Origin of the sequence: Myxococcus virescens (genome assembly GCF_900101905.1) — a bacterium.
In the GTDB taxonomy this organism is placed as follows: domain Bacteria; phylum Myxococcota; class Myxococcia; order Myxococcales; family Myxococcaceae; genus Myxococcus; species Myxococcus virescens.
On the sequence record NZ_FNAJ01000001.1, the window covers coordinates 1 to 12,343 of the forward strand.

14 protein-coding genes are annotated in these 12,343 nt (G+C 68.0%); 4 read left to right on the forward strand and 10 right to left on the reverse strand.

Annotated features, from left to right (window positions below; translation table 11 throughout):
- The 7 genes from BLU09_RS00005 to BLU09_RS00035 all read right to left on the reverse strand — a co-directional run.
- Window positions 1-247: transposase (locus BLU09_RS00005; protein ID WP_167370998.1), on the reverse strand; the 247-nt coding region annotated here is incomplete at its 3' end.
- 77 nt (window positions 248-324) lie between these two features.
- Window positions 325-1,821: a DHA2 family efflux MFS transporter permease subunit gene (locus BLU09_RS00010; RefSeq protein ID WP_090484095.1), complete on the reverse strand. Its 1,497-nt coding sequence runs from the start codon at window positions 1,819-1,821 to the stop codon at window positions 325-327.
- Window positions 1,822-1,949: 128 nt separating this feature from the next.
- Window positions 1,950-2,324 carry a hypothetical protein gene (locus tag BLU09_RS00015; RefSeq protein ID WP_244171307.1) on the reverse strand — a complete coding sequence of 125 codons (375 nt, stop codon included), beginning with the start codon at window positions 2,322-2,324 and terminating at the stop codon, window positions 1,950-1,952.
- A 47-nt stretch (window positions 2,325-2,371) separates the two neighbouring features.
- Window positions 2,372-3,283, reverse strand: a complete 912-nt coding sequence (locus BLU09_RS00020; RefSeq protein WP_090484099.1) for a CPBP family intramembrane glutamic endopeptidase — start codon at window positions 3,281-3,283, stop codon at window positions 2,372-2,374.
- Between the two features lie 66 nt (window positions 3,284-3,349).
- Complete coding sequence (locus BLU09_RS00025) at window positions 3,350-3,913, reverse strand: RNA polymerase sigma factor (RefSeq protein ID WP_090484101.1); 564 nt, start codon at window positions 3,911-3,913, stop codon at window positions 3,350-3,352.
- On the reverse strand, window positions 3,910-4,584 hold the full coding sequence (locus BLU09_RS00030) for a hypothetical protein (RefSeq protein ID WP_090484102.1): 675 nt from the start codon (window positions 4,582-4,584) through the stop codon (window positions 3,910-3,912). Before BLU09_RS00030 ends, BLU09_RS00025 begins: the two co-directional genes overlap by 4 nt.
- A 102-nt stretch (window positions 4,585-4,686) precedes the next feature.
- Entirely contained in the window at window positions 4,687-5,055 is a 369-nt protein-coding gene (locus BLU09_RS00035; RefSeq protein WP_090484104.1) for a type II toxin-antitoxin system PemK/MazF family toxin, read from the reverse strand.
- A gap of 234 nt (window positions 5,056-5,289) precedes the next feature.
- Between BLU09_RS00035 and BLU09_RS00040 the strand changes: the two genes are divergently transcribed.
- Window positions 5,290-7,755, forward strand: a complete 2,466-nt coding sequence (locus BLU09_RS00040; protein ID WP_090484106.1) for a WD40 repeat domain-containing protein — start codon at window positions 5,290-5,292, stop codon at window positions 7,753-7,755.
- 69 nt (window positions 7,756-7,824) lie between these two features.
- On the opposite strand, the gene BLU09_RS00045 is transcribed toward BLU09_RS00040, so the two are convergent.
- Both BLU09_RS00045 and BLU09_RS00050 read right to left on the reverse strand, forming a co-directional pair.
- Entirely contained in the window at window positions 7,825-8,133 is a 309-nt protein-coding gene (locus BLU09_RS00045) for a hypothetical protein (RefSeq protein WP_244171308.1), read from the reverse strand.
- A gap of 50 nt (window positions 8,134-8,183) precedes the next feature.
- Window positions 8,184-8,498, reverse strand: a complete 315-nt coding sequence (locus tag BLU09_RS00050) for a hypothetical protein (protein WP_090484110.1) — start codon at window positions 8,496-8,498, stop codon at window positions 8,184-8,186.
- A gap of 575 nt (window positions 8,499-9,073) precedes the next feature.
- Here BLU09_RS00050 and BLU09_RS00055 point away from each other — a divergent pair.
- Both BLU09_RS00055 and BLU09_RS00060 read left to right on the forward strand, forming a co-directional pair.
- Complete coding sequence (locus tag BLU09_RS00055) at window positions 9,074-9,823, forward strand: TetR/AcrR family transcriptional regulator (RefSeq protein WP_090484112.1); 750 nt, start codon at window positions 9,074-9,076, stop codon at window positions 9,821-9,823.
- Complete coding sequence (locus BLU09_RS00060) at window positions 9,820-10,842, forward strand: acyl-CoA desaturase (protein WP_244171309.1); 1,023 nt, start codon at window positions 9,820-9,822, stop codon at window positions 10,840-10,842. Before BLU09_RS00055 ends, BLU09_RS00060 begins: the two co-directional genes overlap by 4 nt.
- Here the strand turns inward: BLU09_RS00060 and BLU09_RS00065 are convergent.
- Window positions 10,754-11,143, reverse strand: a complete 390-nt coding sequence (locus BLU09_RS00065; RefSeq protein WP_244171310.1) for a DUF1801 domain-containing protein — start codon at window positions 11,141-11,143, stop codon at window positions 10,754-10,756. The genes BLU09_RS00060 and BLU09_RS00065 overlap by 89 nt on opposite strands.
- Before the next feature lie 166 nt (window positions 11,144-11,309).
- Between BLU09_RS00065 and BLU09_RS00070 the strand changes: the two genes are divergently transcribed.
- On the forward strand, window positions 11,310-12,338 hold the full coding sequence (locus BLU09_RS00070) for a helix-hairpin-helix domain-containing protein (protein WP_244171311.1): 1,029 nt from the start codon (window positions 11,310-11,312) through the stop codon (window positions 12,336-12,338).
- Window positions 12,339-12,343: the final 5 nt, after the last annotated feature.

Here is a 12,343-nt window from a genome sequence, read left to right on the forward strand (position 1 = left end):
GCTCGCAGAAGAGCCGCTCGCTTCGCACCGAGTAGAACGCCATCAGGAGACAGGACTTCAGCAAATGCTCCGGCGGAATGCTCGGCCGCCCGGTGCCGCTGTACATCTCATCGAACGTCGGCGAGAGCGCCGCCAGCGCGGCGTCCGCCATGTCCTTCACCCTGCGCAGCGGATGGCCTGCGGGCACCCGGTCTCCCGGCGTCCGCAGGCTGAACAGTGTCGTCTGTTGCTTGGGCCGTCCGCGCATCACTGCCTCCGATGAGCGGAGGACACCACGTCACGCGGCGGGGTGTCGATCCCTCGGAGGGGTTTCTCAACAGCCTGCTAGCGGGCGCCCCGGGATGCTTCCAGTCCGCTCACGTGCTTGCGGACCATCAGGCTCAAGGGCACGGCCACCAGGGCGATGACAGTCGCCACCAGGTACACCTGGTTGATGCCCATCACGAATGAGAGCAGCTCGATGTCACGACGCTCCGTCACCCCCTCCCGCGCGAGCACCTGCGCCTCCCGGGCCGCGAAGGTGGAGAGGAGCGACGTGAAGATGGCAATCGAGAAGGCCCCGAACACGTTTCGCAGCCAGTTGCTGATGGACGAGGCGTGGCCACTCAGCTCCCGGGAGAGCTGCTCCATGCCCGCGTTGCTGGCCGGCATGATGGAGAGCGAGATGCCCACGTTCCGGACCAGCATCCACATCAGCACGTAGGTGTGGGAGACGTCCGGCGTCAGGCGGCTCAAGGCGTACGTGCCGCCCGCAATCAACAGGACGCCCGCCGTCATGAGCGTGCTCGGCCCGAGCGTGCCGTACATGCGCCCGACCAGGGGCATCAGGAGCGCCATGGCAAGGGAGGCCGGGAGCAGAATCAACCCCGTCTTCAGCGGCGTCACGCCCTGGATTTCCTGAAGGAACAACGGGATGAGGAACGCGCCCGAATAGAGGCTGATGGTGATGATGCTCGAGATGAGCAACGTCACCACGTAGCGGCCGTTGGCCAGCACCCGCAGGTCCAGCAGCGGCGCATGCGTCTTCAATTGCCGGACGACGAAGGAGACGAGTGACACCGTCCCCAGCACGGCCAGCGACACGGTCTTCGCATCCGTCCATCCCCAGGCCCGCCCCTGACTCAAGGCGATCAGCAGCGCCAGCGTTCCGGTGATGACGGTGAGCAGCCCGGGGAAGTCGAACGCCTTCGGGACCTCCAGGCGGTAGTAGGGAACGGTCCGCACCGCCATCGCCACGGCGGCGAGGCCCAGCGGCACGTTCATGAAGAACAACCACCGCCAGTTGCCCAGCGTCATCAGCCAGCCCGCCAGCGTGGGCCCGAAGGCGGGAGCGAGCATCGAGGACAGCGTCCAGAGGCTCGCGGCCAGCGCCTGCCGTTCACGCGGCAGCAGCTGGTAGATGAGCGTCATCGTCACCGGCATGATGGCGCCACAGAACGCGCCCTGGACGAACCGGAAGGCCACCAGCGCGCGCGTATCCCAGGACACCCCACACAGCACGGAGGCCACGAGGAAGCCCACCAGGCTGGCCACGTACACCCACTTGAAGCTGAAGCGTCCGCCCAGATAGCCGGTGAGCGGGGCGCTCGTTCCCATGGCGAGCATGAAGCCCGTCAGGGTCCACTGCACGGAGGACAGCTCCGCCCCGAAGTGCCGCTGGAGTTCGGGAATGGCGATGGTGATCGTGCTGGAGCTCAGCACCGACATGAACGACCCGACAAACAGGGTGAACATGAACGGCCAGAAGCGGGGGACTGTCGGCTCGGCGGCGGAGTGCATGGGCGACGGCAGGCGCTGGAGCGCGAGACCGAAGCCCCTCATGAATCATGGCTGACGCCGAGGGTCCAGCCGGAAGGGCCCCGCCGCCGCCGGCCCTCGGCTGCGCGCTGCTCAGGATGTCGCCGTGGGCCACCCAGCCACCGCCCCATTCCGCGGGGCGCCGCGGGCTGCTACCTCGACCACCCCCGCCCCACCGACATCTCGTAGTCGAAGCGAACCACTTCATTGATGCCCACCGAGAAGTCCGTGCAACGCCCGAACGTCGTGCAGATTCGATAGTCCCCCAGGGCCAGCGCGGCTTCGTAGAAGCCATCCTCGTTCGATGTCACGGAAGCCACGTCCAGGTCCTGGGGCAGGGACTTGACCAGCAAGGTCATCGACCGCGGCTCGCGCTCACACTCAGAAGAACACACGTCATTGACATAGGAGATCATCCCATAGACCCCCTGCGATATCGTCACGGCCTCTTCAGGGTCGAAATCACCGCAGGCCACGCTGCTCAAGGTCATGACGGCGAGCGACGCCAGGTATCCTCGGGAGTTCATTTTCATCAGAGCAGCCTACACCTCAGCCCCATGGAAAGCCAGACAGGCTATTGCGCAGACAGCCGCTCCGTGAATGGCCTGTCATCGCCACGGCGGACCATCAGGACGGTCCCCACCGCCAGCAAGGCAATGAAAGCAACGTCACGCATGGAATTCGGCTGGACGTCGATGAAGAGGCTGGCGGGCCGGAACATGACCGTCGCTGGAGCCGTGACGAGAAAGGCACACAGGTTCATGCCCGCGTGGAGTCCCATGGCCGCCTCCAGCCGTCCTGTCCGGAGCGTCACCCAGGCCAGGAGGATGCCCACCGTGAGGTAGTAGGCCGCCGACCACCCCGGCGTTCCCGAAGCCTCGGGGTTGGGCAGATGCGCGGCCCAGAACAGCAGGCTGCTCACCGCCACGGCCACCCACGGCCGAGGCAGGAGCCGGTAGACGCCCTGCATGAGCCACCCACGGTAGAGCAGCTCTTCCGCCGCGGCTTGGATGGGCGTGAGGACCAGCACGAGCCCCAGGGCCACGAAGAAGCGCGACGCGTCGAAGTTCAGGGTGAAGGACTCGCGGTCCATCAGGACATTCACACCCGCTGCCACGCTGAGCACACCAAACGCACCGGCCGCCGCCTTCAGGAAGGGACGGACGCGGAAGCCCCCCTCCTGCCCCAGAAGACTCGAGAAGGGCCTCTTGTGCACGGCGCGGACACCGAGCGCCAGCGCAGCGATGACCACCGCGAACGACAGCATGCCCACCGCGAACGCCGGAAACGGCACTCCCTCCACGACGCCCGCCACCGGGTCGAACCGGAAGTCCGCGTCCCCCGAGCGGCTCGCCACCAGGAACAGGAACGCCGAATACGGCACGTTGAAGAGCACGACGGCCAGCCCGATCAGGACTGCTGTCAGCACATACCGCCATGGCTGATTCCGCCCGCGCGACGCCTGCTCCAGATAGACATTGGACATGACCGTCTCCTTTCCGCGGCCATGAGACCGCGGGGTTGAACGACAACGTGGATGGGGCGCCCCAGGCTATGGGGCGGTGGATTCGAGCGCCGCCGCCAGCCGCTTGCGAGCCAGGTGCAAGCGCGACCACGCGGTGCCCTCGGGAATCCCGAGGACGCTGGCAATCTGGGCGTGTGACAGGCCTTCCACGGCGAAGAGCGACAGCACGGTGCGGTGCTCCAGCGAGAGTGTCTTCATCGCCACCTCGAGTCTGCGCCTCCGCTCCCGCGTCTCGAAGGTCTCCTCGATACCCGCCCGAGGGTCCGCCATCTCGATGTCGACCGCGTCGCCACGGTGACGCTCGCGCCGCGTCTTCGCGGCCACGGCGGCCCGCACCGCGATGCGATACGCCCACGTCGACAGCTGCGCATCCCCCCGGAACTGCGGCAGGGCCCGCTGAATCGAGAGGAACGTCTCCTGGACGGCGTCCTGGGCGTCACTCGGGTCCCGGGTGATTCCATGGCAGAGCACGTACAGCTTCCCGCTGAGCGCCTCATACAGGTGGCGCATGGCATCCTCTCGCGCGGCGGCGTCGCCCGACACCACGGCGGCCCGGAGGGCCTCTTCATCCAATGGCGCGCGCGGCGTCACGGCGCGACCTCGAGTTCGGCGCGCTCGCGCAGCAGTCGCGGCCTGCGCGTCCGAGCGAGATAGACGGTCATGCCCAGGTTCACTCCCGCGGCAAACAGCAGGGCGACGACTCCCGGGAGCCCCTTGTCGCGCATCAGAAACGCGGTCCCCGCCATCGCGACCGTCATCGCCGGGAAGAGCCACAGGAGGGTGGCCAGGTCCTTGAGCTCCGTGTCGATGCGTGCCCGCCGCTGCGCCATCCACGCGTCCACGCCGACACTGGCCGCTTCGATGGCACGCCGCTGAAGGCCGCGCAGGGTCAAGGCGAGCCCGCCAGCGAAGAGCACTCCGACCGCCGAGACAATGGCCCACAACCGCAGGGGCGCCTCCGGTGCGAACAGAGGGCCCAGGAACACGCCCTGCCCCACGAAGGACCCGAGCGCGGCCCACGGGCCGTACTTCAGCCAGAAGCGGTCCTTCGCGAGCGCCTTCGAGACTTCCGCGTAGCGCGGCGCCTGAATGCTCACGCCGCCAAGCACCTGGTCCAGCTCCGCCGAAAGTGCCAGGGCCCGCTGGCACTCCGGACACGTCGCGGCATGCTGCTCCGCTTCCTCTTTCTCCCGCACGTCGAGAGCACCGTGGCGGCTCATCTCGAGCGCGAGCTGATACCCATCGCAACTCTTCGAGGTCATCCCTCCTCCTTCCGCCAGCTCAGAGGCGCGAGGAAGAAATCCCTTCACGACAGGCGCTTCTTTTTCGAGAAACGGCAGAACCCCTCGAAATCACGAGGGGTTTCACGGCCTCGTGAAGAACGACACCTGCTGGAAGCGCAGGCCGGCAAGAATCTGGTCCACCCGCGCGTCCGACAGCGCCCCGATTCGCTCTCCCAGACGCGCCTTGTCGACCGAGGACACCTGCGACACGACGACGACGCTCTGCTTGGGGAGGTTTCCCTCTCCCACTTCGAGCAGCACGTTCCCCGGCTCGCTGGCCCGGTGCAGGTTCGACGTCAGCGCACACACGACCACCGTCGTGATGCGCGAGTGATTGAAGACGTCGTCCTGGACCACCACGTGGGGGTGCGAATAGCCGGGGACCGGGCCCCGTGAGTCGTCGGGCGCCACCCAGAACACATCACCGCGGTTGATTCGTTCGGGGGGCATGCTCTCGGGGTCTCCTGTGCCTGCCTCCGGCCTGGCGGCCCGGCCTTCTTAGCGAGCGCGGAGGCTTCCTCCAAGGCATCCGCCATCAGCACCTCGAGGACGACGCCGACCGGGCCAGGCACGAGAAGCTGGGCTTCTGCGACGGGTGGGGCGCCGTCACGAAACAACTCGCGAGGCTTGCCGAACGCGGCGCCTGACACGGTGTAGGGTCGGCCCAAACGACCCGAGACGCGAATGCCCCACACCTCTCCGTCCCTCGAATCGCTGACCGAACTCTCCACCCTCGAGGGGCTCCTGGCGGAGCGTGGCCTGGATGCGCTCCTGGCCACCTTCGACGAGGTGCTCGCCGGGACGCCCCCGGACACACGCATCCTCAAGAGCGAAGGCCTGTCGGTCGGCCCCAGGACCTTGCAGGTGCTCCGGCGCGCGCTCGCGCTCGACGCGGCGTTGCTCCGGGCGCACCCCGAAACACTCTTCCAATGCCTCTACAACCGCCTGCGCTGGTTCGACGCCCCAGACACGGCTGCGCACTTCGCGCCCACGGACGCGGGGCCCTGGCGCCACGCGGAAGCGCACCTGTGGAAGCTCGCGGAGCACTGGCGGGGGCAGTGGACCGCGCGGGAGGGCGCATCCTGGGTCGAATCCCTGCGGCCCCTGCCCGAGGCGCTGGAAGGCAACGACCTGGTCCTGCGGCACGGCGCCCAGGTGCTGTGCGCGGCCTTCAGCCCATCGGGCGACTGGCTCGCCACGGGCTCCTGGGAGGACGAGCGGAACGTCCGCATCTGGGACGTGACCACCGGGACGCTCATCCGCCAGCTGGCGGGGCACGAGGGCGAGGTGCGCAGTGTCGCGTGGAGCCCGGACGGGACGCGGCTGGCGTCCGGCTCACGCGACCACGACGCGCGCATCTGGGACGTCGAGACGGGCGCGCTCCTCCACGCCATGACGCGCCAGGAGGGACAGGTGACGTCGGTGGCCTTCAGCCCGGACGGCCGCTGGCTCGCCGTGGCGAACCTCGGGTGGCGGGTGCGGCTGTTCGACGTGGCCTCGGGCCGGGAGGTGCGCACGCTCGAAGGGCACGAGCAGTCCGTGTTGACGGTCGCCTTCCATCCCTCCGGCCGGTGGCTGGCTTCAGGCGCGTCGGACGACACGGTGCGCATCTGGGACCTGGAGACGGGCGCGCAGACCGCTCGCATCCACAGCACCACCTCCGTCGCGTCCGTGGCCTTCAGCCCGGATGGCGATTGGCTCGTGCTGACCTCCATGGACGGCCTCATCCGAGTGGAGACGGCGGGCTGGACGCGCGTGCCCGGAGCGCTGGGCCAGGGTCCCTATTCCCAGGTCGCCTGGCTCGAAGGCACACGGCTGGGCGCCCTCGCCTTCAACCGGGTGGAGCTGCTCGACGCGAGGAACGGAGAGGTGCTCCGGGTGCATCCCTACCCCTCCGACGGCCGTGAGCGCGGCGCCGCCTTCCTTCCGTCCGGCAAGCGTTTCGTGCTGACCGCGGCGAATGGGCGCACGCATGTCCGCGACCTGGATGCGGACCCCAGCCCGACCCTGCTGGCCGAACAGGACCGCGTCATGGACCTGTGGGGACATGCCGAAGGGGCATGGGGCATTACACGCCTGCACTCGGAGACGCGCGTCATCGATTCACGGGGGCAGGCCACGGCACTGCCTCCCGGCTCTCCGGCGGCCTACGCGCAGACCTGGCAGGTCAGTCCCGACGGCGCATGGCTGGCCCAACCCGAGCTGTCCTCACACGAGCGGCGCTACCGGCTGGGCATCCTGCTGCTCGACGCGCGGAGCCTCGCCCCCGTGCGAACCCTGCTGGCGCCCCCTGGCGAACAGGCCGCGAAGGCCCAGACGCTCCTCGTCAACAAACTTCCGATTGCCTTCTCTCCCGACGGGAAGCTGCTGGCTGCCGCCATCGAAGAGGGCGCCGTCCACCTCTGGCGCGTGGCGGACGGCGCCTTGCTGCACAGGCTGCGCGGACCTGGAGGTCCCGTCACCTGGGTGGACTTCACGCCGGATGGCTCCTGCGTCGTGTCGGGACATACGGCCCGCGAACGCGTGTACGTCCACGAGGTCCGGGGCGGCAAGGTCATCGTCAACACCGAAGCGGTGGTCGAGCCCACCCCCACCTATGCGGCGGCGGCCAGCGCGCCCGTCATCGCCGTGGGCCGGGCGTCGGGAGAGCTCGCGCTCATCACGCTCCCCACCGGCGCCCAGCAGGTCCTGACGGTGAGCCAGGAGCCCATCATCGCCCTGGGACTCTCCGCTGACGGCACGCGCGTGGCGGCCTGCAGCATGGATGAATGCGTGCGGGTCTTCGATGTGCGGACAGGCGCACGCCTGCATGAGCTTTCCCACCCGTCCCTGCCCTTCTCCGTCGCGATGAGCGGCGAGGTGCTCGTCACGCTGGCCGATGACATGCACACACGCGTCTTCGACCTCGCCACGGGCGAACTGCGCACGGAGCTCGCTGGAAGCGTCACCACGGAAGACTTCGTGTCCCGGCGCTACTGGGAGACGCTGGGCGAAGGCCCTGTCACCTTCCACTTGCAACAGGACACCACACCCCGGGCCCGCTTCCAGGATGCGATGGAAGAGATTCTCATCCTGAAGGACGGGCTCGTCCTGGGACGGGGCCGCACCGAGCGGGACTTCTTGTATGTCCTGAAGCTCCACATGCCCTGAGCATCCGGAACCCGCGGAAGCCTCTCTCCCCTCTCTGCTGGACTGGAGAGAGGCCCCGCGACCTACGCGCTAGCAGTCCTTCCAATCCGCCCCCGCGTAGCCCAGCCCCCGCTTCGCGCACTGGTACTTTCCGTGATTGCGGCAGTTGCCATACACGACATTGGGATAGGGACCTCTCCAGACTCTATCGGAGCACCGGATGTAGCAGCAGGCCCTGAGGGCGCTGACCGTTCCATCCTCGGCGCTGGGGTCCTCCTGCTCCAGGTACTGCTCTGGAATGGCGATGGACTCCTGCGGCTCCTGCGACTCCTCGGGCAGCGGACCACCACAGCCCATGGCCAACAGCGCCCCCATCCACAGCGGCAACATGCTCTTCATTTGATTTCTCATGGCTTCAGCCCTCACGTGTCCTTGCATACCGCCAATGGCTAGCAGCTCCGCCAGGCGTGCCCTTGGTAGGTGAGCTTCTTCTGCGGGCAGTAGTACCTGCCGTACTTCGCGCACAGGTCGTACTTGATGGAGGGAAAGGGGCCGTACCAGGTCCCGCTGCATTTGACGTTGCAACAGATGGCGGCACTCTCGACTTCGCCCTCACCGAGATACTCGGCGGGAATCCCTGGCGGGGTGGATTCCTCCTCGACCGGTTCGCCCGGCTGCGTTGCCTCTCCGTCGGCGGGTCCGCATCCCACCAGCAGCACCACGCCGGCAATCCACGCAAACCAACGTCCATGGCCATTCTTCATGGAATCCTCCCAGGCTCAATCCAGACAAGAAGGCCGCGAGCCACCGGCCTCCTGTTCATTGGACCGAATCGAAGTTCCTGACGTTCCCGCGCCACCCCTGCGTCATTTCAAATCAGACAAGACAGACAGACTCCGTGCAGAAGCATCCAGTCCGCTGCGACTTCGCGACTGGAGCATGAAATGACATCAGCGCCTCTCAGGGCCTCAATCTCTGACGAGGCGGCATTCCGGATTCCCTCCACCCAAGAATGCGAGATGGCGCGGGCGTGGGGCACGGGGCGCACCTTCACCCGCCCACAAGCCCCCTCCGAAGACGGCGCTGAATGCGCTGATTGTCGGGTTCACCCATGAGCTGCGCGACGACGGAATCGTCGTCCGTGTCGTCCCCCCGGCTTCGTGGCCACCGACCTCCATGGCCCCACCAGCGCGTTGACGACGGAAGAGGGGGCGGCGTGCGTGATGCGAGCGACCCAGCCGCCATGGTCGGCGACAGGCAGCTTCACGATTCGCTTGCGCCCGCCCTTCGCCCCGGGCATCATTTCAGTGAACAGGTTCACCTAAAAGAGGGGGAGGCCATGGCGACGCGGAACAAGGCAGGAACGACGGGCGGGCCCAAGCGGGGACGCCCCCGGGGTCGGACGGAGCAGGGCCACGAGACGCGCCAACGGCTGTATGCAACCGCGCTGGGGTTCATCTCCGCGCGGGGCTACGAGGCCACCCATCTGCGGGACATCGCCAAGGAGGCGGGGGTGAGCGTTGGCCTGCTGTACCGGTACTTTCCCAGCAAGCGCGCCATCGTCCTGGCGATGTACGACGAGTTGTCCTCGGCGTATGCGGCGCGCGCCGAGGCGTTGCCCGCCGGCGCCTGGCGGGAGCGCTTCCTGTTCGCGCTCCGGGCCAGCCTTGGCGTGCTCGGGCCGCACCACGAGGTGCTCAAGGCGCTGATTCCCGTGCTCGTGGGCGGAGAAGAGGACGGCCTGTTCGCGCCGCAGACGGCGTTCTCCCGGCAACGGGTCCAGGCGGTCTTTGAAGACGCCGTTGCGGGCGCCACGGATGTCCCGAGCAACGCCACGGTGGCCCATGCACTGGGCCGGCTGCTCTACGTCGCGCACCTGGCCGTGGTGCTGTGGTGGCTGCTCGACAAGAGCCCACGTCAGCGCGCCACCGAGGGCCTGGTGTCGATGCTGGCGGGCCTGCTGCCCCCTGCAGCGCTCCTGCTCCGGCTGCCCGGTGCCGGAAGCATGGTCCTGGGCGCGGACGCCCTCTGCCGGCAGGCGCTCTTCGGCGAACCGGCGCGTGCCCAGGCGGAAGAGGTGACGCGATGAATACCGCGACGCTGGGACATCCCGAGGTCTCCCTGAACGGGAAAGGCGCAGGCGGGCCGCGCGCGAGCACCGCATCCGTGGTGCCTCCCGAGGTGGGCCGCTTGCGCTTCGATGCGGCGCGGACGCTGTGGCTCTGGGGCATGCTCATCCCCGGTGTCACCGTGGGGCTCGCGGCGGCGACGCCCACCACGGTGGCGGTGTCGCTCCTGCTCACCTTCGCGACGCTCTGCCTGGGACACTCGGTGGGCCTGCATCGCGGCGTCATCCACCGCACCTACGAGGCGGGCCCTCTCACCCGCGGCGTGCTCGCGTACCTGTTCGTGCTGAGCGGACTCGGCGGCCCCCTGTCGTGGGCACGCCTGCACGCGGTGCGCGACTACTGGCAGAACCGCCCCGACTGTCCGCCCTACTTCGCCTATGAGCACTCGATGGCCCGCGACTTCGGCTGGAACCTGCACCTGCGCTTCGAGCCCGCGGATGACCAGGCCCTGGCGCGGCTTCCGCCAGACGTATTGACGGACCCGTGGCTCCGCTTCCTGGAGCGAACGTGGCCGCTCCACGTGCTCGGGCTGGCGGGGGTGGTGCTCGCGGTGCTGGGCCCCGAGGCCGTGGCCCTCTGCGTTTGTGCCCGCACGGCCGCCGGCATCCTCGGACACTGGGCCGTGGGCTACGCGGCCCATGTCTGGGGAGAGCGGCGCTACGCCCTGCCGGGCGCGGCGGAGAGCGGTACGAACATCTGGGTGCTCGGCGTGCTGTCGTTCGGCGAGGGCTTCCACAACAACCACCACGCCTTCCCAGGCTCCGCGCGCATGGGCCAGAAGGCGCACGAGCTGGACCTGGGGTGGTGGGCCATCCGAGGGCTGCGCCGGCTGGGGCTCGTGCGTGATGTACGGGAACACCCCATCCGACCACGCCCCCACACCCGAGCGCTCACTGCGAGGTCGCTTCCATCCACTGGACCACGACCTGGCACAGCGCCTTCTTCTTCGCCTTCACCTCCGCCAGGTCGCGAAGCGTGACGATGGCGCGGTCCGGGGCTGCCCACTGAAGCAGGCCGCTGGTGTCCTCGAAGGAGAAGCCTTGCGTCGCCTTCACCTTCGCGCCCCGGTGGAAGATGAGCTGAACGCAGTCCTTGGGCTTCAGCTTGAATGTCACCCGGTCATCGCCCTTGAAGCAGAAGCTTGGCGCGTTCCACTTGATGCGCTCCGCGATGCCTGGATGGGCGGCCAGGATGGCGGTGCGCAGGCTTTCGACTTCGTCCTTCCGGGCATGTTCGAGCTCCTGCATGAATCGCTCGACTTCTTCGGACCGGTTCGACACGCGTGTCGCCTCTCTCCAGCACCGTGACATTTCGAGCAGGCTGGTGGACGCGGCATAACCCGGCCCATGAGCGAAGTCAGCAGCCCGCAATCCCAGGATGCAGGGCGAGTCAGGGGTCTGGTGTATGGAGCCTCCTCCCCCGCCGTACCCCCAGGAGGAATCCTCGATGCGTCGTCTTGTTCCAGCCCTTCTTTCCGCGAGCCTGATGGTCGGATGTGGTCCCACCGGCTCCGAGTCCGAGTCGTCTTCTTCGTCCACGGAGCACCAGGACGCGCCGCTCACCACCACGGACGTGGACGTGGCCCCGGAGTGTCAGGGCCTGCTCACCTTCGTCAACACGGCGTCCCTGTCCACGCTGGACGCCTACCTCCCCAGTGACGTCGCCCAGAACCTCGTCGGCTACCGCGCGACGGCGCCCTTCTCCACGTTGGCGCAGGTGTCCGGTGTCCGGGGTGTCGGTCCGGTGCGCCTGACTCAAATCGAGGGTGGCGCCCGCGCGCTGGGCTACATCACCAGCACCTGCGCCGGCATCCTGGACGAGCTCGCGCTCTCCACCGATGACGCGGCGGCCTTGGTCAACCTGGTGAACACCATCGACAGCAGCGCGTTGTACGCCGTCCTGCCGTACGCGTGGAACGGCGCGACGAACCTCCTCAACCTGCGGCCCTTCACGTCGGCGCAGGCCATCTCCGAGGTGACTGGCATCGGCACGGTCAGCCTGCGCAACCTCCGCAACGCGGCCACGCAGGGCTACGCCCTGACGGCGCTCATCGCCGTGCTCAACGCGCAGGAGGAGAGCCTGTGGACGTCCCGCCTGAGCCAGGACTTCGACATCCAGGACGTGATTGACGGCGCCCACGGCAACAGCGAGTTTGAGAGCGCGCAGTGCTTCGGCATCGACCCCAGCCTCTTCCCCGCGGGTCAGGTCTGGACGGTCCGCCCCGATCTGGCCACGGGCACCGAGGTCTACAACGAGATTGAGAGCACGGTCGGCTACGCGGACCGCAACGAGCCGCTGCCGGAGCCGCTCCACACCGACGGTCTGGCGGAGCTGCAGGCGCGCACCGCCGGGCGCACCTTCAAGGGCTGCTTCATCAGCTACGGGAAGGGCCCGTGGGGCGGCATCCAGGTCAAGTTCTACGTCGACACGGTGACCGGATACCGCATCCTGTCGGAGCAGCACTGGTCGGAGTGAGCCCG